The sequence below is a fragment of the Saccharothrix tamanrassetensis genome (genome assembly GCF_014203665.1).
GTDB classification, from domain to species: Bacteria; Actinomycetota; Actinomycetes; order Mycobacteriales; family Pseudonocardiaceae; genus Actinosynnema; species Actinosynnema tamanrassetense.
The window spans coordinates 989772-1010474 of the sequence record NZ_JACHJN010000001.1; the positions used below are offsets into that span (position 1 = coordinate 989772).

18 protein-coding genes and 1 pseudogene are annotated in these 20703 nt (G+C 71.0%); 9 read left to right on the forward strand and 10 right to left on the reverse strand.

What is annotated here, in order from left to right; translation table 11 throughout:
* The first annotated feature begins 241 nt into the window (after positions 1-241).
* Complete coding sequence (locus tag FHS29_RS03975; RefSeq protein ID WP_184688254.1) at positions 242-2299, forward strand: elongation factor G-like protein EF-G2; 2058 nt, start codon at positions 242-244, stop codon at positions 2297-2299.
* Between the two features lie 75 nt (positions 2300-2374).
* On the opposite strand, the gene FHS29_RS03980 is transcribed toward FHS29_RS03975, so the two are convergent.
* Together FHS29_RS03980 and FHS29_RS03985 are read right to left on the reverse strand one after the other, a co-directional pair.
* Positions 2375-3865 (reverse strand): CoA-acylating methylmalonate-semialdehyde dehydrogenase, encoded by a 1491-nt coding sequence (locus FHS29_RS03980; RefSeq protein ID WP_184688256.1) that lies wholly within the window; start codon positions 3863-3865, stop codon positions 2375-2377.
* Complete coding sequence (locus tag FHS29_RS03985) at positions 3862-5169, reverse strand: aspartate aminotransferase family protein (protein ID WP_184688258.1); 1308 nt, start codon at positions 5167-5169, stop codon at positions 3862-3864. The genes FHS29_RS03980 and FHS29_RS03985 overlap by 4 nt, the downstream gene beginning before the upstream one ends.
* A gap of 108 nt (positions 5170-5277) precedes the next feature.
* Here FHS29_RS03985 and FHS29_RS03990 point away from each other — a divergent pair, with 108 nt between their 5' ends.
* Positions 5278-6891 carry a PucR family transcriptional regulator gene (locus FHS29_RS03990; protein WP_184688260.1) on the forward strand — a complete coding sequence of 538 codons (1614 nt, stop codon included), beginning with the start codon at positions 5278-5280 and terminating at the stop codon, positions 6889-6891.
* Between the two features lie 67 nt (positions 6892-6958).
* Here FHS29_RS03990 and FHS29_RS03995 read toward each other — a convergent pair whose 3' ends face one another.
* The 3 genes from FHS29_RS03995 to FHS29_RS04005 form a co-directional block, all read right to left on the reverse strand.
* The gene (locus FHS29_RS03995; RefSeq protein ID WP_184688262.1) at positions 6959-7402 is read right to left on the reverse strand and encodes a hypothetical protein; all 444 of its coding nucleotides are present in this window, start codon (positions 7400-7402) and stop codon (positions 6959-6961) included.
* 329 nt (positions 7403-7731) lie between these two features.
* The gene (locus FHS29_RS04000) at positions 7732-9171 is read right to left on the reverse strand and encodes a S1 family peptidase (RefSeq protein ID WP_184688264.1); all 1440 of its coding nucleotides are present in this window, start codon (positions 9169-9171) and stop codon (positions 7732-7734) included.
* Positions 9172-9292: 121 nt separating this feature from the next.
* Entirely contained in the window at positions 9293-10270 is a 978-nt protein-coding gene (locus FHS29_RS04005) for a LysR family transcriptional regulator (RefSeq protein ID WP_184688266.1), read from the reverse strand.
* Between the two features lie 242 nt (positions 10271-10512).
* On the opposite strand from FHS29_RS04005, the gene FHS29_RS04010 reads away from it, so the two are divergent.
* The 7 genes from FHS29_RS04010 (at position 10513) to FHS29_RS04040 (ending at position 16945) form a co-directional block, all read left to right on the forward strand.
* On the forward strand, positions 10513-12015 hold the full coding sequence (locus FHS29_RS04010; RefSeq protein WP_184688268.1) for an NCS1 family nucleobase:cation symporter-1: 1503 nt from the start codon (positions 10513-10515) through the stop codon (positions 12013-12015).
* Positions 12012-12854 carry a nitrilase-related carbon-nitrogen hydrolase gene (locus FHS29_RS04015; protein WP_184688270.1) on the forward strand — a complete coding sequence of 281 codons (843 nt, stop codon included), beginning with the start codon at positions 12012-12014 and terminating at the stop codon, positions 12852-12854. Before FHS29_RS04010 ends, FHS29_RS04015 begins: the two co-directional genes overlap by 4 nt.
* Positions 12851-14236 (forward strand): dihydropyrimidinase, encoded by a 1386-nt coding sequence (gene hydA, locus FHS29_RS04020; protein WP_184688272.1) that lies wholly within the window; start codon positions 12851-12853, stop codon positions 14234-14236. Before FHS29_RS04015 ends, hydA begins: the two co-directional genes overlap by 4 nt.
* A 10-nt stretch (positions 14237-14246) precedes the next feature.
* Complete coding sequence (locus FHS29_RS04025; protein ID WP_184688274.1) at positions 14247-15239, forward strand: TIGR03842 family LLM class F420-dependent oxidoreductase; 993 nt, start codon at positions 14247-14249, stop codon at positions 15237-15239.
* A gap of 62 nt (positions 15240-15301) precedes the next feature.
* The gene (locus FHS29_RS04030; protein ID WP_312864736.1) at positions 15302-15811 is read left to right on the forward strand and encodes a DUF4240 domain-containing protein; all 510 of its coding nucleotides are present in this window, start codon (positions 15302-15304) and stop codon (positions 15809-15811) included.
* Between the two features lie 245 nt (positions 15812-16056).
* Positions 16057-16533, forward strand: coding sequence for a hypothetical protein (locus FHS29_RS04035; RefSeq protein ID WP_184688277.1), 477 nt, complete (start codon positions 16057-16059; stop codon positions 16531-16533).
* 37 nt (positions 16534-16570) lie between these two features.
* Positions 16571-16945: a PH domain-containing protein gene (locus FHS29_RS04040; protein ID WP_184688279.1), complete on the forward strand. Its 375-nt coding sequence runs from the start codon at positions 16571-16573 to the stop codon at positions 16943-16945.
* A 120-nt stretch (positions 16946-17065) separates the two neighbouring features.
* Here the strand turns inward: FHS29_RS04040 and FHS29_RS38620 are convergent, their stop codons facing one another.
* From FHS29_RS38620 to pgsA, 5 genes and pseudogenes are all read right to left on the reverse strand, one after another.
* Positions 17066-17542 (reverse strand): NUDIX hydrolase, encoded by a 477-nt coding sequence (locus tag FHS29_RS38620; RefSeq protein WP_446689058.1) that lies wholly within the window; start codon positions 17540-17542, stop codon positions 17066-17068.
* A 9-nt stretch (positions 17543-17551) separates the two neighbouring features.
* A pseudogene (locus FHS29_RS38625) lies at positions 17552-18010 on the reverse strand (exopolyphosphatase); the annotation flags it as partial.
* 17 nt (positions 18011-18027) lie between these two features.
* Entirely contained in the window at positions 18028-19143 is a 1116-nt protein-coding gene (locus FHS29_RS04050) for a glycosyltransferase family 4 protein (protein WP_184688282.1), read from the reverse strand.
* Complete coding sequence (locus tag FHS29_RS04055; protein ID WP_184688284.1) at positions 19140-20072, reverse strand: phosphatidylinositol mannoside acyltransferase; 933 nt, start codon at positions 20070-20072, stop codon at positions 19140-19142. Before FHS29_RS04055 ends, FHS29_RS04050 begins: the two co-directional genes overlap by 4 nt.
* A complete protein-coding gene (gene pgsA, locus FHS29_RS04060; protein ID WP_184688286.1) occupies positions 20069-20677 on the reverse strand; it encodes a phosphatidylinositol phosphate synthase in 609 nt (202 codons plus the stop codon). Before pgsA ends, FHS29_RS04055 begins: the two co-directional genes overlap by 4 nt.
* Positions 20678-20703: the final 26 nt, after the last annotated feature.

A 20703-nucleotide genomic window follows, 5' to 3' on the forward strand; every position in this document is an offset into this window, starting at 1 on the left:
GCCGAACCCGCAGGTGTGCGTGGGGCGCGCAGGCCGTAGGCGGAGGTGTGCGGGGGGCGCGGCCGTGGGTGTGGCGGGGTGTGGGTGGTGACGCTCGGTTGAGGGTGGCGCTGTCATGCGGCCTTTGGTGGTTGCGGTCCGTCTGGGTTCCTCCTGGTGGGTTGGGTGTCGGGGTTGGGGTTGTCCCGTGGGGTCCTTGGGTGTGAGATCGGACACTAAACACTTGTGGAGGGTGGTCCCCATGGGAACCAAGAGCTCCGACAATGGCCACTCGGCAGGCGCGGTCGCTGTGGATGATCCGGCCAAGGTTCGCAATGTCGTGTTGGTCGGGCCTTCCGGGTCCGGGAAGACGACGCTCACCGAGGCCCTGCTTGCCACTACCGGCGTGCTCAGCCGGGCCGGTTCGGTCACCGAGGGCAACACCGTTTGTGATCATGATCCTGCCGCTGTCCGTCAGCAGCGGTCGGTCGGGCTGGCGGTGGCGCCGGTTCGGCACGGGGAGGTGAAGATCAACTTCATCGACACGCCCGGCTATGCGGACTTCGTCGGTGAGTTGCGGGCCGGGTTGCGGGCGGCTGATGCGGCGTTGTTCGTCGTGAGCGCGGCCGAAGGGGTGGACGCCACGACGGTTGCGTTGTGGGAGGAGTGCGCGGCGGTCGGAATGCCCCGCGCTGTCGTCGTCGCCCGCACCGATCACCACCGGGCTGATGTGCTCGGGGAGATCGCGTCCTGCCAGGAGGCGTTCGGGGCCGGGGTGGTGCCGCTCTACCTGCCCGGTGACGACGGGTTGGTCAACCTGTTGACCACGAACGACCCCCGGTACGAGGAGCAGCGCAACGCGTTGATCGAGGGCATCATCGCCGAGAGCGAGGACGAGACCCTCATGGACCGCTACCTCGGCGGCGAGGACATCGACCAGGCCACGCTGATCGCCGACCTGGAGACGGCGGTCGTGCGGGGGTCGTTCCACCCGGTGGTGCCGGTGTGCGCGATGACCGGTGTGGGGCTTGCCGAGTTGCTCGACGGTGTCGCGCGGGCGTTTCCCTCGCCGTTGGAGCACCCGCTGCCCGATGTCACCGGAGTGGACGGGATCCCGCATCCCCGGCTCGCCGCGGACCCGGACGGGCCGTTGGTCGCCGAAGTCGTGCGGACCGCTGTCGACTCGTACGTCGGTCGGGTGTCGTTGGTGCGGGTGTTCTCGGGGACGTTGCGGCCGGAGCGGCCCGTACACGTGTCCGGCCACGGGATGGCCGACCGGGGCCATGAAGACCACGATGTGGACGAACGGGTGGCGCACGTGTATTCGCCGTTGGGGGCGAACCTGCGTGAAGTGCCGTACTGCGTCGCCGGTGACCTGTGCGCGTTGACCAAGCTGGGCTCCGCGGAGACCGGCGACACGGTGTCCGCGCCGGACAAGCCGCTGCTGATGGCACCGTGGGAGATGCCGGAACCGCTGCTGCCGGTCGCGGTCGTGCCGCGCAGTCGTAGCGACGAGGACAACCTGGCGCGCAACCTGGGCAAGCTCGTCGCGGGTGACCCGACGTTGCGGCTCGAGCGCAATGCCGAGACCCACCAGCTCGTGCTGTGGTGCATGGGTGAGGCGCACGCCGACGTCGTGCTGGCCCGGTTGCGCGCCGGTGGCGCGGAGGTCGACACCGAACCGGTGCGGGTGGCGTTGCGGGAGACGTTCAGCGGACAGTCCAAGGGCCACGGGCGGCACGTGAAGCAGTCCGGCGGGCACGGGCAGTACGCGGTGTGCGACATCGTCGTCGAGCCGCTGCCGCGCGGCTCCGGGTTCGAGTTCGTGGACAAGATCGTCGGCGGCGCGGTGCCCAACCAGTTCATCCCGAGCGTCGAGAAGGGCGTGCGGGCCCAGTTGCAGCGCGGCCTCCAGGGCGGGTACCCGGTGGTGGACGTGCGCGTGACGCTGGTGGACGGCAAGGCGCACTCGGTCGACTCGTCCGACGCCGCGTTCCAGACCGCGGGGTCGCTGGCGCTGAAGGACGCGGCGGCCAACGGGAAGACCGCCCTGCTGGAGCCGGTGGACGAGGTGTCGATCCGGCTGCCCGACGAGCACCTGGGCACGGTGCTGGGCGACCTGTCCGGTCGGCGTGGACGGGTGCTCGGGACCGAGGCGGACACGGCGGGCTACACCCTGATCCGGGCCGAGGTGCCCGCGACCGAGCTGCTCCGCTACGCCATCGAGCTGCGTTCGCTGACCTCGGGCACCGGTACCTACACGCGCCGCTTCTGCCGCTACGACCCGTTGCCGCAGGCCCTGGCCGCCCGTTCCACCTGAGGTCACCCCGACCCTCGCCACCGTGCCGGGCCCGCGACATCCGTCGAACGCGGTCCCGGCATCCGGGGCGGGGCCTCAGGTGTTCTGCGGGAAGCCCAGGTTGACGCCGCCGTGGGACGGGTCGAGCCAGCGGCCGGTGACGACCTTCGTGCGGGTGAAGAAGTGCACGCCTTCCGGGCCGTAGGCGTGCGAGTCGCCGAACAGCGAGTCCTTCCAGCCGCCGAACGAGTAGTAGGCCACGGGCACCGGGATCGGCACGTTGACGCCGACCATGCCGACCTCGATCTCGTTCTGGAACCGCCGGGCCGCGCCGCCGTCGTTGGTGAAGATGGCGGTGCCGTTGCCGTAGCGGTTGGCGTTGACCACCTCCACCGCGTCGTCGTAGGTCGCCACCCGCAGGACGGACAGGACGGGACCGAAGATCTCGTCCCGGTAGATCGACATGTCGGTGCCGACGTGGTCGAAGAGCGTGGGCCCGAGCCAGAAACCGTCGGCCTCGCCGTCGATCGGGTGCCCTCGGCCGTCGACCACCAGCGCCGCGCCCTCGGTCACTCCGGCGTCCACGTAGGACACCACCTTGTCGCGGTGCGCGCCGGTCACCAGCGGGCCCATCTCGCAGCCGGGACGGCGGCCGTCGCCCACGTGCAGGCGGGCGATGCGGTCCTTGACCTTGGCCACCAGTTCGTCGCCCACGGGGTCGACCGCGACCACGACCGAGATGGCCATGCACCGCTCCCCCGCCGAGCCGAAGCCCGCCGACACGGCCGCGTCGGCGGCCAGGTCGAGATCCGCGTCCGGCAGCACCACCATGTGGTTCTTGGCGCCGCCCAACGCCTGCACGCGCTTGCCGTGCCTGGTCCCGGTCTCGTAGACGTACCGGGCGATCGGGGTCGAGCCGACGAACGACACCGCCTTGACGTCCGGGTGCTCCAGGATGCGGTCGACGGCCTCCTTGTCGCCGTGCACGACGTTCAGCACGCCGTCCGGCAGTCCGGCTTCGGCGAACAGGTCGGCGATGAACACCGCGGCCGAGGGGTCCTTCTCCGACGGCTTGAGCACGACGGTGTTGCCGCACGCGATCGCGTTGGGCACGAACCACAGCGGCACCATGGCCGGGAAGTTGAACGGCGAGATCACCCCGACCACGCCGAGCGGCTGCTGGATCGAGTAGACGTCGACCCTCGTGGAGGCGTTCTCGCTGAACCCGCCCTTGAGCAGGTGCGGGATGCCGCACGCGAACTCCACCGCCTCCAACCCGCGCTGCACCTCGCCCGCCGCGTCGGACAGCACCTTGCCGTGCTCGGCGGTCACGATCGCGGCCAGTTCATCTTTGCGCGCGTTCAACAGCTCGCGGAACGCGAACATCACGTTGGCGCGTCGGGCCAGTGAGGTGTCGCGCCACGAGGCGAACGCGGAGCCGGCCGCCTCGACGGCTCCGTCCACAGTGGACGAGGAGGCGAAGTCGACCTGGGCGGCGACCCGGCCGGTGGCCGGGTCGTAGACGTCGCCACTGCGCGAGGTGACGCCGTCCCAGGCCTTTCCGCCGATCCGGTGGGTGATCCTCACAGCACGTCTCCCAGGATGCCCAGTGCTTCTTCGACTTCGTCCTCGGTCACGGTCATCGGCGGCGCGAGCCGGATCACGTTGCCGTACAGGCCGCCCTTGCCGACCAGCAGGCCGCGTTCCCGGGTGCCCTCCAGCACGGCGCCCGCCGCCTTCGGGTCGGGTTCGCCGGACGGGCCGACCAGCTCGATGCCGACCATCAACCCCTTGCCGCGCACGTCGCCGACCGCCGGCCGGTCCTCGGCGATGGTGCGCAGACCGCTCATCAGGCGCTCCCCCATCTTCGCCGCGTTCGCCTGCAGGTCGTTGTCCAGCAGGTAGTCCAGGGTCGCCAGCGCGCCCGCGGTGGACACCGGGTTGCCGCCGAACGTGGAGATCGAGTTGGCGGTCAGGCAGTCCATCAGGTCGCCCCGCGCGACCACGCCGCCGATCGCCAGACCGTTGCCCAGCCCCTTGGCGAACGTCATGGCGTCCGGTGTCACGCCGTGCGCCTGGATGCCCCAGAAGTGCTCGCCGGTACGGCCCCAGCCGGTCTGCACCTCGTCGGAGACCAGCAGGATCCCGTACTCGTCCAGGACCTCCTTGAACGCCGCGAACAGCCCGTCCGGCGGAGTCGAGAAGCCTCCGACGCCCTGGATCGGCTCGACCAGCATGCAGGCCACGTCGCCCGCCGTGGTCGTCTCGATCACCTCGCGCAGGTCCTCGACGCACGCCTTGATGTAGTCGGCGTCGGAGAAGTCCTTGAACGGGCTGCGGAACCGGTAGCCGCCGTGCACCCAGCTGACCTTCACCGGGCTGAGCGAGGACGCCGACCAGCCCCGGTTGCCGGTGATCGCCATGCTCGCGAACGACCGGCCGTGGTAGGAGTTGCGCAGCGCGAGCACCTGGTCGCTGCGGCGGGCCTGGGTGGCCAGCATGAGCGCCGTCTCGTTGGCCTCGGTGCCGGAGTTGGTGAAGAACACCTTGGCGTCCGGGATCCCGGACAGCTCCGCGATCTTCTCGGCCAGCTCGACCTGCGAGCGGATCAGGTAGAGCGTCGAGCTGTGCAGCACGCCGGTGTCGAGCTGGGCCCGGATCGCGTCGCTGATCTCGGCCACGTCGTAGCCGATCGCGTTGGTCAGGATGCCGGCGAAGAAGTCCAGGTAGCTGCGCCCCTCCCGGTCGGTCACCCGCCGCCCGCCGGCACTGGCCAGCTCGATGGGCTGTTCGTAGTAGAGGGCCAGCCAGTCGGGCATCACCGCGCGGTGCCGGGCCAGCAGCTCGCCGTGCCCGCCAGCCTCGTGCCCGCTCGTCCCGGGTACCACCATCGCGTCCTCCTCAAAGGGCGTCCCTGGTGATGGAGTCTGGTCGGGACGGCCGAGCACCGCCATGCACAACGTGTACCGCTTTTTGGCAAATCGCATTACGTTGTGTCCATGTACCCCACGGTTGCCGAAGCTCTCGCCCTGCCGGTGATCCGCCGAGGCGAACCACGCGTCATCGCGGGCGCGGCCGGCATGCAGCGCCGGGTGCGCTGGGTGCACGCGGCCGAGATCGCCGACATCGCCCACCTGCTGCGCGGCGGCGAACTCGTGCTGACCACGGGCATCGCCCTGCCCGAGGACCCGGCGGGGCTGGCGGAGTACGTCGCCGGGCTGGCGTCGGTGGGTGCGTCCGGGCTGGTCGTGGAACTGGTGCGGCGGTGGAACGACGAGGTGCCGGGTGCCCTGGTGGCCGCCGCCGAACGGCACGGGCTGCCGTTGGTGACGCTGGCGCGCGAAACCCGATTCGTGTCGGTGACCGAGGCAGTTGTGGCGTTGATCGTAGACGCTCAGCTGGCCGAGCTGAGGGCGGCCGAGCTGGTGCACGAGACGTTCACGTCGCTGACCGTCGCCGGCGCGGAGCCCGCCGAGGTGCTGCGCGAGGTCGCCCGGATGTCCGGGCTGCCGGTCGTGCTGGAGACCCTGGGGCACGAGGTGCTCGCCTACGACGCGGCCGGGCAGGACCCGACCGCCTTGCTGGCCGACTGGGGCACCCGCTCACAGGCGGTCACCGTGCCCGAGCGCACCGCCTACCACGAGCAGTCGGGCTGGCTGGTGACGATCGTCGGCGCGCGCGGGGCGGACTGGGGCCGGCTGGTGCTGGTCTCCCCCGAGCCCCCGCCGCACCGGCACGTGGTGGTGGCCGAACGCGCGGCGTCGGCGCTGGCCGTGCACCGGCTGGTGGCGCGGGACCGGGAGTCCCTGGAACGCCAGACCCACCGCACGCTGCTCACCCAGCTGCTCGGCCGCCCTCCGCAGGACCTGCCCGCGCGGGCGGCGGCGCTCGGCGTGCCGCTGGACCGGCGCCAGCTCGTCGGCGTGGCGATCCGACCGGGTGCGGCCACCGCGCCCGCGCAGGCGCTGGCGACCCAGGAGGTGTTGCGCGACCTGGCCGAGGCGACCGCCCTGGCGACCCGCCGGGTGACCGTGCCCGCGCTGGTCGGGGTGGTGGACGACACCAGCGTGCGGGCCTTGCTGTCCCTGCCGCCCGCCGCCGGGCTCGACGGGGTGCTGCGCCGACTGGCCCGCGAGGTGCACCGGACGGCCGCCGCGACCCAGCACGCGCTGCCGGTGGTGATCGCGGTGGGGACGACCGTGTCGGCGCTGCCCGACGTGCGGCGCAGCCTCGGCGAGGCCGCGCACATCGCCGGGGCGGCGCTGCGCTCACCGGGCAACCGGCTATACCACCGGCTGGACGACGTGCGGCTGCGCGGGCTGCTGCACCTGTTGCGGGAGGACGAACGGGTGCGGGCGTTCGCGGACCGGGAGCTCGGACCGCTGGTCACGCGGGACGGCAACCAGGGCAGCCGGCTGGTGGAGCTGCTGCGGTGCTACTGCGAGCAGGGCGGCAACAAGTCCGCCGCGGCGGCTGCCGCCCACCTGTCGCGGACGGCGTACTACCAGCAGCTGAGCCGGATCGAGCAGGTGCTGGGCGTGTCGCTGGAGGACCCGGAGTCGGTGCTGTCGCTGTACGTCGCGCTGCTGGTGCACGAGATGGGCGAGCACTGAATGAGCACTGACGATGCCGCCCGGAGAGCGGGGATTGCCCTGGGGGACCGGGGCAATCCCCACGCGGTCAGCCCAGGGGCGGCAGGTCGATCGGCGGCTTGGGCGCGTCCGGGAGGCCCGGCAGGCCGGGCTGCTGGAGGTTCGGCGGCTGCACCTCGGACACACCCGGCAGCTGCGCCACGACGGGCAGCTTCGCGTCCTGGGGGAGGTCGCGGGCCTTCGGCACGGACGGCACCTCGGGCGAGGCGGGCAGGTCGGCGACGGCGGGCAGCTGGGCCTCGACGGCGACCTGGTCCCGCACCGGCAGGGGCAGCCGCACGGCCTGGTCGCCGAGCAGGTCCGTCGCCGACTTGGTGAGCTCCAGACTGGTCTTGGGCGCGTCGGAGAGGGAGCCTTCGACGACGTCCAGCGGCTGCTGCGCGGCGGAGGCGGAGCCGACCAGCAGCGGGGTGGCGCCGGCGGCGAGCAGAGCGGCGGCACGCAGGATTCCGCGGGTGCGGTGTGCAGACACGATTTTCCTAACCTGGTTCGGGGACCGATCAGTGGACCCTTTCGTCATCGGCACCGGTTCGGCCCTGCCACACTCGCTCGATAGGGTGACTGACGCTGCGTACCGCCCGTCACCCGGTAGAGGTGGCACCACGGGTGGAGGTCGACCACCTGACGGGATCATCCCGTGACAGGCTCCGCGCCGCGGACCGCGGTGTACCGGAACCGCGAAGACCCGTCGGGCTGTCCACAGCAGACAGTCGGACGGGCGGAGCGGGGCCCGAAGTGCCCGCGCGGGCCCGTGCCGGGGAGACTCGGCACGGACCCGCGCGGGTTTTCATCCCCCAGCGACTAGGGGTTCGTCACCCCTAGTGTGTAGCTGCCGGAGCCGCTGTACGCGTGCACCCGGAACCGGTAGTAGCCGGCCGTGCCGTTGTAGTTCACGGTCTCGCTCGCGGCCGGGCTGTCGCCCTTGGCCACGACCGCCCAAGCGCTGCCGTTCCACTTCTCCAGGTAGAGGTCGAAGTCGGCACCGGTCGGACCGGCGAGGCAACCGACGTGCGCGCCGGACACCGTGGACTGGTAGTAGCTGTTGTTCGGCTGGTAAGCCTGCCCACCCGCGGCGAGCGAGCCGTTGTAGCGGACCTCGGAGGTGGCGCAACCGGTCGGCGGGTTGGGGTTGCCGCCACCGCTGGTGATCAGGCTCAGCCCGTAGGCCTGGAGGATCTCGTTGACCGGTTGGAAGTAGGTGGTGCCACCGGTCCGGCAGTTGCCCGAACCGCCGGAGGTCACGCCCTGCGCCTGGTTGCCCGCCACCAGCGAGCCGCCCGAGTCACCGGGCTCCGCGCACACCGTGGTCTGGATCAGACCGGTGACCGTGCCCTGCGGGTAGGACACCGAGGAGTTGCGGGCCTGGATGGTGCCGCAATGCCAGCCCGTGGTGGAGCCGGAACGGCAGACCGTCGCCCCGACCGCCGCGTCCTGCGAGCCGGCCACCGAGACCGTGCCGCCGGAGTAGTTGTTCACCAGGCCGCGCGGCGTGTTGCCGGCCGCGACCTGCACCCAGGCGTAGTCGTTGCCGGGGAAGCTGGAGCCGCGGAACGAGCCGCTCGGGTTGGAGGTGGACGCGCCGGTCGTCCCGCAGTGGCCGGCGGTGACGAAGCCGCCGTTGACCGAGAAGCCGACCGAGCACCGGGTGCCGCTGCCGATGTTGTAGGCGTTGCCGCCGATGACGTCGATCAGCGGGCGCGGGGCCTCGTTCGTCGGCACGTACCGGACGGCCGAGGCGTTGACGCCGCTGGCGGCCACGAAGGCGCGGGCGGCGGAGAGCTTGTCGGAGTGCGACTTGACCACGACGGTGTTCGTCGGCAGGTCGACGTACCAGCCCGGCACGGACCGGGGCGCCCGGGAGGCGTTGCGGTCCAGAGTGGACTTGACCGCGTCCAGGTCCCGCTCGCTGCGCTGCACCAGCTTGCCCCGGCCGCGGCCGACCTGGTCCAGGTCGGCCCGCGAGGTGACGCCGACGGTCAGCGTGCCGGACGAGTCGATCCACGCGCCACCGAACCGCGCGTCCAAGTGCTTGCGCAGGTCGCGAGCCGTGTCGCTGGAGGCCTTGTCGGCCGACAGCCGCTCGCGCGCCTGGTTCGCGTCCAAGCCGAGGTCGCGTTGGATGGCGGAGAGGATCTCGGTGCTCTGGTCCGCCGGCGCCGGGGCCGCTTGCGCGGTTCCCGACAGGGCGCCGGCGGCCACCAGCGCTGCGGCCAGCGCCAGTGGTCTCAACGGTGTTGACATGGGGTTTCTCCTCGAGGGAGGCAGGGATTCCCCGTGAAAAGTAAGTCGACCCGGCCGATCGCGGTAATACCGCTTGGGTCATAAGTCCGTGTGATGGAGGGGCGAACGGACCATCACGGGTTCACGGCACCGCGACGTGGTGCCGGACCGCCCCGTACTCGGGATGCGACGGCAGCCACGCCGTGTAACGGGGGTTGCGCTCCGCGGTTTCACGATAGGCCTCGCCCGCGTACCGCAGGACCTGGGGTCCGAACGCCGCGGCGGGGCTCTCCGGATCCCAGCCGATGAGGTGCCGCCACCGCAGCGGCGATCCGGCGATCGGCATCGCCACCAGACCCGGCGCGCGGCGGAACGTCGGCTGGCACAGCGCGACCGTGTCACCGGCCTGGGCCAGGTCGATGCAGCTGTTGATGTCCACCTCGTACATGGTGCGCGGGGTGAAGCCGGCGCGGCTGCACGCGGCGACGAAGCAGTCGCCGAAGCACCCGTCGCCGGGCACGACCGCCCACTGCATCTCCTTCAGCTCCGCCAGTTCCACCTCTTCGCGCAGGGTGAACGGGTGGTCTTCGGGCACCAGCACGAACACCGGGTCGAGCGCGATCACCTGCCAGGTCAACCCGTACTCCGTCGGCGGCGGCGCGTCGCCGCAGACACCCACCAGCACGTAGTCCAGCCGCCCCTGGGCGACCGACTTCGCCAGTTCGTCGTTCGACCACGACGCGTGCGTGCTGACGTGCGCCCCCGGGTGCGACTCGGTGAGCCGGTGCACCAGGCCGCCGAGCATGGGTCCGTTCACCGCGCCCACCCGGAACCGGTCGGTGGGCACGTCGTCGTCGACCAGCCGCAGCGCGTCCTCCTGCAGGCGGGAGAACGCGGGCAGCAGGACGCGGGCGCGTTCCAGCACCAGCTCGCCGAGCACGGTGGGCCGCGCGCCCTTGTGGTCGCGCTCGAACAGCTTGCCGCCGAGCAGGCCCTCGATCCGGTGCAGTTGAGCGGTCAGCGCGGGTTGCGCGAGGCCCAGCAAGGAGGACGCTTTCGACAGGCTGCCCGCGTCGGCGATCGCGCAGACCACCCGCAGGTGCCGCAGTTCGAGCTTCATCCAACCGACGGTAGGACACTGTGAACGGTCAGTCGAGGGGTCTAACGCCGAGTAGAGGGCAAATCCTTATGGCCCGGCCGGCGGCACCGCCCGGCAACGGGCAGAGTGTCTTCCGATCACGTCAAGCGTGGACACTTTGACACTGCCCGGCGCAGGCGGGCCGACCCGAGGATGCCCGGATGGACAACGTGCCGAACCGCCTGCGTGGAAGGTGTTCAACGAGCTTAACAGGGGAGTGATCGATGGCCCTCGACTCCGCAGCACAGGTCACATCCGCTCCCGACGGCCGCGTGGAGCTCCGCGACCACTCCGCGATCGCGGCGAGCCCTTACTACAACCCCGAGCTGGCCCCGGTGCCGATCGCGCAGCGCACCTGGACCACCTACAACTTCTTCGCGCTGTGGATGGGGATGGCGCACAACATCCCCAGCTACACGCTGGCCGCGTCCCTGGTGGCGTTGGGGATGGACTGGCTGCAGGCCTTCCTGACCATCACCCTCGGCAACCTGGTCGTGCTGGCGCCGATGCTGCTCAACAGCCACGCGGGCACCAAGTACGGCATCCCGTTCCCGGTGTTCGCCCGCGCTTTCTACGGGGTGCGCGGCGCGAACCTGGTGGCGCTGCTGCGGGCGTTCATCGCGTGCGCGTGGTTCGGCATCCAGACCTGGGTCGGCGGCAAGGCGCTGCACGTGATCGTCGGCAGGCTGGCGGGCGACGGCTGGACGAACGCGCCGGTCGTGCTCGGCCAGGTGTGGACGCTGTGGCTGTGCTTCCTGGGCTTCTGGCTGGTGCAGATGGTGGTGATCTGGCGCGGCATGGAGGCGATCCGCCGGTTCGAGAACTGGACCGCGCCGCTGGTGTCGGTCGGCTTCCTGGTCCTGCTCGCGTACGTGGCGGTCAAGGCGGGCGGGTTCGGGCCGATCCTGTCCGAGCCGTCGAGGCTGGGCTGGGGCGCGGACTTCTGGAAGGTGTTCTTCCCGTCCCTGATGGGCATGATCGCGTTCTGGTCGACGCTGTCGCTGAACATGCCGGACTTCACCCGGTTCGGCGGCAGCCAGCGCAAGCAGGCCCTCGGGCAGCTCCTGGGGCTGCCCACCACGATGTCGTTCATCGCGATCGTGGCCATCCTGACCACGTCCGGCGCGGTGGCCCTGTACGGCGAGGCGATCTGGGATCCCGCGGCGCTGGCCAGTCGGTTCGACAGCACGGCCGTGGTGCTGGTCGCGCTGGTGGCGCTGGTCCTGGCGACCATCTCGGCGAACCTCGCGGCGAACGTGGTGAGCCCGTCCTACGACTTCTCCAACGCGTTCCCGAAGAAGATCACGTTCGCGCTGGGCGGCCTGATCACCGGGGTGATCGGCGTCGCGATCCAGCCGTGGCGGCTGATCGCCGACCCGGGCATCTACATCTTCGCCTGGCTGGGCTTCTACGGCGGTCTGCTGGCGTCCGTGGCGGGCGTGTTCATCGCGGGCTACTGGATCCTCGGTCGCACCGAACTCGAACTGCCCGACCTCTACCTGTCCGGACGCGGTGCCTACTGGTTCAGCGCGGGCTGGAACCGGCGCGCGGTGGTCGCGACCGCCGTCGGGTCCGTGCTCGCGGTGGGTGGCGCGTACGGCGGGCCGTTCCCCGCCGACGGCCTGATCCCGTTCCTCAAACCGCTCTACGACTACAACTGGGTCGTCGGCCTGGTCGGCGGCCTGGTCGTCCACCTGGCTCTGGCGCCACGGAGGGAGAACGCGTGAGCAACATCGTGCGGGCGGGGCTGGTCCAGCAGAAGTGGACCGGCGACAAGGAGTCGATGATCGCGAACGCGGTGGAGGCGGTCCGCACCGCCGCATCGCAGGGCGCACAGGTCGTGTGCCTACAGGAGCTCTTCTACGGGCCGTACTTCTGCCAGGTGCAGGACGCGGACTACTACTCCTACACCGAAGGCATCCCGGACGGCCCGACCACCGAGCTGATGTGCCGGGTGGCCGAACAGCACGGGGTCGTGCTGGTGGTGCCGATGTACGAGCAGGAGCAGCCCGGCGTGTACTTCAACACGGCCGCGGTGATCGACGCCGACGGCACGTACCTGGGCAAGCACCGCAAGAACCACATCCCGCAGGTGAAGGGGTTCTGGGAGAAGTTCTACTTCCGGCCCGGCAACCTCGGCTACCCGGTGTTCGACACGGCGGTGGGCAAGGTCGGCGTGTACATCTGCTACGAGCGCCACTTCCCCGAGGGCTGGCGCGCCTTGGGGCTGGGCGGCGCGCAGATCGTGTTCAACCCGTCGGCGACTTCGCGCGGGCTGTCGGAGTACCTGTGGCGGCTGGAGCAGCCCGCTGCCGCCGTGGCGAACGAGTACTACGTCGGGACGATCAACCGCGTGGGCGTAGAGCCCTTGGGGGAAAACGACTTCTACGGGCAGTCGTACTTCGCCGACCCGCGTGGGCAGTTGGTGGGCGAGGCCGCTTCGGACACCGACGAGGAGGTCGTCGTCCGCGACCTGGACATGGACCTGTTGGCCGAGGTGCGCGACCTGTGGGCGTTCTACCGCGACCGCCGCCCGGACTCGTACGAAGCGCTGGTGAAGCCGTGAGCACCCTGATCAGGGGCGGTCTCGTCGTGAACGCGACCGGGGCCGTCCCCGCCGACGTGCTGGTGGACGGCGAGAAGATCGCCGCGCTGCTCGCGCCGGGATTCCCGATCGAGGCCGACCGGACCGTCGACGCGTCCGGGAAGTACGTGATCCCGGGCGGTGTCGACGCGCACACGCACATGGAGATGCCGTTCGGCGGCACGTTCTCCGCCGACACGTTCGCCACCGGTACCACGGCGGCGGCGTGGGGCGGCACCACGACGATCATCGACTTCGCCGTGCAGGTCAAGGGCACTTCCCTGCTGACCACCCTGGACAAGTGGCACGCCAAGGCGGACGGCAACTGCGCGGTCGACTACGGGTTCCACATGATCGTCTCCGACGTCAACGAAACCTCGTTGAAGGAGATGGAATCCTGCATCGACGCGGGCGTGAACACGTTCAAGATGTTCATGGCCTACCCCGGTGTCTTCTACGCCACCGACGGCGAGATCCTGCGCGCCATGCAGAAGGCGCGCGAGACCGGCGCGACGATCATGATGCACGCCGAGAACGGCATCGCGATCGACCAACTGGTCGCGCAGGCCCTCGCCGCCGGCCGCACCGATCCGGTGGAGCACGGGCTCACCCGTCCGGCCGAACTGGAGGGTGAGGCCACGTCCAGGGCGATCACCCTGGCGAAGGTGACCGGCTCGCCGCTCTACGTCGTGCACCTGTCCGCCGCGCAGGCGCTGGACGCGGTCGCCCGGGCGCGCGACACCGGGCAGAACGTGTTCGCCGAGACGTGCCCGCAGTACCTGTACCTGTCGCTGGAGGACCTGGCGAGACCGGACTTCGAGGGCGCGAAGTACGTGGCCTCTCCCCCGCTGCGCCCCCGGGAGCACCAGTCGGAGCTGTGGCGCGGCCTGCGCACCAACGACCTGTCGGTGGTGTCGACCGACCACTGCCCGTTCTGCTTCAAGGACCAGAAGGAACTCGGTCGCGGCGACTTCTCCAAGATCCCCAACGGGATGCCGGGCGTGGAGCATCGGGTGGACCTGCTGCACCAGGGCGTGGTGAAGGGCGAGATCAGCCTGGAGCGGTGGGTGGAGATCAGTTCCACGACACCAGCGCGGATGTTCGGCCTGCACCCGCGCAAGGGGGTCATCGCACCCGGTGCGGATGCCGACATCGTGGTGTACGACCCGCAAACGCGGCAGACCATTTCGGCCGCCACGCACCACATGAACGTGGACTACTCGGCGTACGAGGGGATGGAGCTGACCGGGCGGGTGGACACCGTGCTGTCCCGGGGCCGGGTCGTGGTGGACGGCAGCGGTTTCCACGGTGCGGTCGGGCACGGGAGGTTCCTGGCCCGTGAGCTCAACCAGTACCTGATCTAGGGGGCACGTCGTGGACTTCGGTGTGGTGTTGCAGACCGACCCGCCCGCGCGGGACGTGATCGCCGGGATGAAAGCCGCCGAGGACAGCGGTTTCCGCTACGGGTGGACGTTCGACTCCACGGTGCTGTGGCAGGAGCCGTTCGTCATCTACTCGCAGGTGTTGGCCGCGACCACCGACCTGGTCGTCGGGCCGATGGTGACCAACCCGAGCACCCGTGACTGGTCGGTGCTCGCGTCGTTGTTCGCGACGCTGAACGACATGTTCGGCAACCGCACGGTGTGCGGCATCGGCCGGGGCGACTCGGCGAGCCGGGTGATCGGGCGGAAGCCCGCTTCGCTGGCCACGTTGGCCGAGGCGATGGCGGTGGTGAAGGGGCTCGCCGAGGGACGCGAGGTCGTCCACCACGGCACGCCCGTGCGCATCCCGTGGGTGCGCAACGGCAAGCTGGAGGTGTGGATGGCCGCGTACGGGCCGCGTGCGCTCAAACTGGTCGGCGAGCAGGCGGACGGGTTCATCCTGCAGACCGCCGACCCGGACATCGCGCGGTGGACGATCGGGTCGGTGCGGGACGCGGCGGTGGCGGCGGGCCGTGACCCGGCGGACGTCACGATCTGCGTGGCCGCGCCCGCGTACGTCGGGGAAGACCTGGCGCACCAACGGGACCAGCTGCGCTGGTTCGGCGGCATGGTCGGCAACCACGTGGCCGACCTGGTGGCCCGGTACGGCGACTCGGGCGCGGTGCCCGCGGCGCTGACCGACTACATCAAGGACCGCGAGGGCTACGACTACTCCCACCACGGCCGGGCGGGCAACCGCTCCGCGGACTTCGTGCCGGACTCGATCGTGGACCGGTTCTGCCTGGTGGGTCCGGCGGCTGCGCACGTGGAGCGGCTGCACGAGCTGCGCGGGCTGGGCGTGGACAACTTCGCGCTGTACCTGATGCACGACGAGAAGGAGAAGACCTTGGCCGCCTACGGCGACGAGATCATCCCGCAGGTCTGATTGCCCTGTTCAGAGGCGGTGGGCGGGGTGGATTGTCGGACCACCCCGCTACCGTGTGCGGCGTGACATTCGAGAACGACGAAGCCCGTTTCTGGGCTCTGCTGGAGAACGCCTGGGCCGCTGTGGGCCCCGAGGCGAACGAGGTGCGCGCGGCGCTGGCCAAGCGCGACCTGGACGAGGAAGCGTTCGACGAGGCCGCCGTGCTGGAGGAGCACCTGGACGCGGTGCTGGCGTCGCTGCGGCAGGCGTGCTCGGAGCTGTCGAGCGAGGAGCTGACCGCGCTGGACCGGGTGGTGGAGCGGAAGCTGCACGAGCTCGACCGGCAGGACGTGCACGAGGTCACCGGCGGCTCGGACGACGGGTTCCTGTACGCGCGCGGCTTCGTCCTGGGCCTGGGCCGGGAGTTCTACGAGGCCGTGTCGCGCGATCCGCGGGTCGCCGTGGCGGACGCCGAGTGCGAGGCGCTGTGCTACTTCTTCGCGCACCTGCACGCGGAGCGCTTCGGCGGCTTCCCGGGCACCGGCTCGGGCATCTCCCGCGAGACGGCGACGAACGCCGCCGGCTGGGCCTAGGCCGGCGGTGCCGGGGCGTGGGTCCACCCGCGCCCCGGAGCCGCACACAGGCGGCGACTCCGGCGAACCGCACCGAGCTGTGGGGCCACCCGCGTCCCGGAAACCCGCTCCAGGCGACCATTGGCGGACCGCACCGAGTTGCGTCCCCCGTGTTCCCGGAGATCCGCTTCGGGCAACCCTTGGTCGACGTGATCGAACAGCCACGACCGGCCCTGTCGAACGCCCTACGTCCTACGATCCCGGGAATGTCCACCGAACTCGGTCCCGAGGGCAAGCAGGTGTGGCCGCGCGAGGAGCGGGGCCGCCTGGCCTTCCTCGGCAGTTGGTTCACGGCGTTCGAACTGCTGCTCGGCCCCGCGCTCATGATCGGCGCCTGGTTCGTCCCGGCGGACGGGCGCTGGGTCATGTTCGGCATCGGCGTCCTGGTGACGTTAGTGCTCGTCTCCGAGATCAACGGGAACCGCGTCGTCAAGACCGAGACGAAGGCGCAGCACGACCGGCTGGAACGGTCCGGTGTCCCGGCCACGGCAGAGATCGTCGGTGTGCGGGAGGTGGACCTGGTCGGGGGTTCCGGTGTCGGGCTGCGGCTGCGGGTCTTCGGCGTCGGCCTGGTCCCGTTCGAGGCCGACTACCTCGAACAACGCGGGCAGCGGTACGAGGTGGGCGACCGGCTGCGCGTCCTGGTCGACCCTTCGGACAACCTGTTCCGGTTGCTGCGCTGAGCCCTGCGCCGCCGAATCCGGTGCTACCGTCGGATTCGTGATCGACTTCGAGAAAGCGTCCGTGTTCAAGCTCGCGCCGTGCCGGCCGGAGGACATCGCGCCGCAGGTGTCGCCGATCATGATCCAGGGCGAGCGGATCGTGTCCTGCTTCAAGACCGTGCGCGACTTCGTGGTGTTCACCGACAAGCGGGTCATCGCGGTCAACGTGCAGGGCATGACCGGGCGCAAGAAGGACTTCACGTCCCTGCCCTACAGCCGGGTCCAGGCGTTCTCCATCGAGACGGCGGGCACCTTCGACATGGACGCCGAGCTGGACCTGTGGTTCTCCGGCCTGGGCCAGGTCCGCCTGGAGTTCCGCGGCCACGCCGACGTCCGCCTGCTGGGCCAGATGATCGCGACCTTCATCCTCTAGCCGGTGCCGGTGCCGGTGCCGGTGTTGATGCCGGTGTCATTGCCGGTGCCGGTGTTGATGCCGGTGTCATTGCCGGTGCCGCACGACGCACCGCAGGGGCACGCGCACCCGCCGCCGGGCTCAGCGGACCAGCCGGGTCTCGCCGTCCCACCCGGCCAGCGCGTCCGGCAGCACCTCGGCCAGCTGCACGGGGTACACGGTGTCGTCGGTGGCGCGCAGTTCCTCCACCGACCACCACCGGTGGCGGCGGATGGTCCGTTGTTCGAGCTCGTCGAAGCGGGACGTGTCGACGTCCGAGCACTCGGCCCGGCTGACGAAGAACCACTCCTCCGCCGCGTAGCTCAGGCCGTCGAAGCTGAACACCGCCCGCCGCTTCCACACCGGACCCACCAGCTCGTCCGGGGAGAGCCGCAACCCGGTCTCCTCGTGCGCCTCGCGCACCGCCGTCGCCCGCAGGTCCTCGGCCGGCTCCACGCCACCGCCCACGGTGAACCAGAACAGCTCCTCCGGGCGCGCCGGGTCGAAGCCCTCGAACAGCAGCACCCGGTCGTCCCCGTCGACTAGCACGACCCGCGCGGACACCCGCTGGGTCGGCACGTCGGCAGGCGGTTCGGCGATCTCGAAGTACGACGGCGTCGGCGCGGTCCCGGCCAGGCGCAGCCAGCGCACCAGCCGCCACCGCCGCAACGCCAACGTGTCCCGCACCGCGTCGTTGTGCACCCGCCGCGCGAGCACGACCCGCTGCTCGGCGTCCGACAGCTCCGCCGCCAACGCCGGCGCCAGCACCGACCGGTCCAGGTCCTCCAGCAACGCGCTCAGCTCGTTCTCGGCCGTCTCGCGGTCCACCCGCGACGCCCGTTCCGCCCGGTCCGCCGCAGTGCCCAGCGCCGGCGTGCCGCACACCACCGAGACCGCGCGGGTCACCACGGCCCGGCGCGCCAGCGCGGCGTCCAGCGCGGCCCACGCGGCGTCGGTGCGCACGTGCAGCCGGTCGAGCCGGTTGGCGGTGCCGAGGATGCCGGGCCCCACCAGCACGACCAGCCCGAGCAGCACCAGGAAGGTCAACGCCACGCCGGAACTGGTCACGCCTCCCCCACCCGTCGCGGGTCGGCGGCCATCGCGCTCTCGTACACCCGCAGCACCTGCCCGGCCACCACCGACCAGTCGTAGGTCATCACCCGCTGCCGCGCCGCGTCCACGTACTCAGCCCGACGCCCCGGATCCGCGAGCAGGCCCCGCAACGCCGACGCCAGTGCGGCCGAGTCGCCGACCGGGGTCAGCACGCCGGCCTTCCCGTCGTCCAGCACCCGGCGGAACGCGTCCAGGTCGCTCGCCACCACGGCCGTCCCGGCGGACATCGCCTCGGTGAGGATGATGCCGAAGCTCTCGCCACCGGTGTTCGGCGCGCAGTACACGTCCACGCTGCGCAGGGCGCGGGCCTTGGTCTCGTCGTCGACCATGCCCAGGAAGTCCATCCGGGACGCGAGCGCCGGACCGGCGGCCTTGCGCAGCTCCTCCTCGTCACCGCGGCCGACGATGAGCAGCCGCACGTCGTCCAGCGCCCGCAACGCCTCCAGCAGCACCGGCATCCCCTTGCGGGGCTCGGTGAACCGGCCGACGAACCCGATCGTGCCGCCGGGGCGCGGGTAGCCCTCCAGCGGCTCCGCGTCGGCGAAGAAGCCGACGTCCACACCGTTCGGGATCTCCACCGCGTCCCCGCCGAGGTGCTCCACCTGCACCCGCCGGGCCAGCGCGGACACCGCGATCCGCGCGGTGATCTTCTCCAGGAACGGCTGCAGCACCATCTGGAACGCCGACAGCATCTTGGAGCGCGGGGTGGACGTGTGGAAGGTGGCCACGATCGGCCCGTCCGCCACCATCAGCGCCAACATGGACAGTGACGGCGCGGTGGGCTCGTGCAGGTGCAGGACGTCGAAGTCGTGCTCGGCGATCCACCGCCGCACCCTGGCGAACGACACCGGGCCGAATGACAGCCGTGCCACCGAACCGTTGTACGGGATGCCCACCGCGCGCCCGGCGGAGGTCACGAAGTCCGGCACGGGGGTGTCGTCGTCCGCCGGCGCCAGCACCTCCACCTCGTGCCCCAGTGAACGCAGCGCGCGCGCCAGGTCGACCACGTGCGCCTGCACGCCTCCGGGGACTTCGAAGGAGTACGGGCAGACGATGCCGACCTTCACCCGGTGCCCTCCCTGCGGGCCAGCACCCGGCGCAGGGCCTTCTGCCTGCTCTCCGGCAGGTCCGCCAGCCACAGCTGCTGGAACATGTGCCAGTCCGTGGGGTGCGCCGCGATGTCGGCGGCGAACACGTCCGCAATGGACTGGGTGGCCGCCGGGACGCCACCGGTGCCCGACACCCGGATCGGCGGGTGGATGCGGACGACCCAACCGTCCTCGGTGAACCACAGCCCGACCGGCAGCAGCGCCGCGCCCGTGGTGGCGGCCAGGTGCGCGGGGCCGGCGGGCATCATGGTGCGCTCGCCGAAGAACGTCACCGGCACACCGCCCGCCGTGAGGTCCCGGTCGGCGAGCAGGCAGATGGGCTGGTTGGCGCGCAGCCGTTCCGCGAGCACCACGGCCGGGTTGCGGTCGCCGCCGGTCAGCGGCACGACCTCGAAGCCCAGACTCTCCCGGAACGCGATGAACCGCCGGTACAGCGACTCGGGTCTGAGGCGTTCGGCGACGGTGGTGAACGTGCCGAGCTTCTCCACCAGCCACACGCCCGCCATGTCCCAGTTGCCGCAGTGCGGCAGCGCGAGCACCACGCCGTTACCGGCCGCCAGCGCCGCCTCCAGGTTCTCCACCCCGCTGAACGACCGGTCGCACGACTCGTAGACGGCCTTCAGGTCCATCGACGGCAGCCGGAACGCCTCGCGCCAGTACCGCGCGTACGACCGGACGGACAACCGCACCAACTCGTCCAGTTCGGCCTCGCCCGCGCGCGGCACCACCCGCCGCAGGTTCGCCCTCAGCTGCTGGACGCCGCCGCCGGCACGCCGTGACGCCCAGTCCGCACCCCGGTCGAACAGCGCGACCGCCCACTTCTCCGGCAGCAGCCGGACCACTCGCCAGCCCGCGGCGAAGCCGAGATCGGCCAGGCGCTCCTTCATGTCGACAGCTCCTTAGCGGCACGCCGCACGGCCAGCACGCGCTGCACCACGGTGATCACCACGAGTGCGGTGAGCAGGTACAGCGCCACCGGCAGGACGTACGGCACGCCCAGCCCGTGCAGGCCGATGCCGACCAGCGCGATGATGAACCGCTCCGCCCGTTCCGCCACGCCGCCGTCGGCGGACAGCCCCGAGGCCTCCGCCCGCGCCTTGACGTACGAGGTGACCTGCGCGCCCACCAGGGAGACCAGGCTCGCGGCGGCGAGCCCCTGCTCCCCCGCACCGAACGACCACCAGGCGATGGCGGCGAACAGCGCGCCGTCCGCGATCCGGTCGCAGCTCGCGTCCAGCACCGCGCCGAACCGCGTGCCGCCGCCCTGCGCGCGCGCCATCGCGCCGTCGATCAGGTCGAACAGCACGAACGCGGTGACCACGGCGGCCCCGGTGAACAGCTGCCCGCGCGGGATGAACCACAGCGAGGCGGCGACGGAGCCGACGGTGCCCAGCACCGTGACGGTGTTCGGGGTGAGGCCGCGGCGAAGCAGCCACGCCCCGATCGGATCGGTGACGCGCGAAACCGACGCGCGGGCGAAGATGTTCAGCATAAGGCGGCGACTGCACCTACCGGCGG

Coding starts and splice junctions, on each gene's coding strand:
- FHS29_RS03975 (WP_184688254.1), top strand. CDS start 242: ATGGGAACCAAGAGCTCCGACAATGGCCACTCGGCAGGCGCGGTCGCT.
- pgsA (WP_184688286.1), bottom strand. CDS start 20,677: ATGCTGAACATCTTCGCCCGCGCGTCGGTTTCGCGCGTCACCGATCCG.
- FHS29_RS04005 (WP_184688266.1), bottom strand. CDS start 10,270: ATGAAGCTCGAACTGCGGCACCTGCGGGTGGTCTGCGCGATCGCCGAC.
- FHS29_RS04055 (WP_184688284.1), bottom strand. CDS start 20,072: ATGAAGGAGCGCCTGGCCGATCTCGGCTTCGCCGCGGGCTGGCGAGTG.
- FHS29_RS03985 (WP_184688258.1), bottom strand. CDS start 5,169: ATGGTGGTACCCGGGACGAGCGGGCACGAGGCTGGCGGGCACGGCGAG.
- FHS29_RS04010 (WP_184688268.1), top strand. CDS start 10,513: ATGGCCCTCGACTCCGCAGCACAGGTCACATCCGCTCCCGACGGCCGC.
- FHS29_RS04035 (WP_184688277.1), top strand. CDS start 16,057: ATGTCCACCGAACTCGGTCCCGAGGGCAAGCAGGTGTGGCCGCGCGAG.
- FHS29_RS04000 (WP_184688264.1), bottom strand. CDS start 9,171: ATGTCAACACCGTTGAGACCACTGGCGCTGGCCGCAGCGCTGGTGGCC.
- FHS29_RS03990 (WP_184688260.1), top strand. CDS start 5,278: ATGTACCCCACGGTTGCCGAAGCTCTCGCCCTGCCGGTGATCCGCCGA.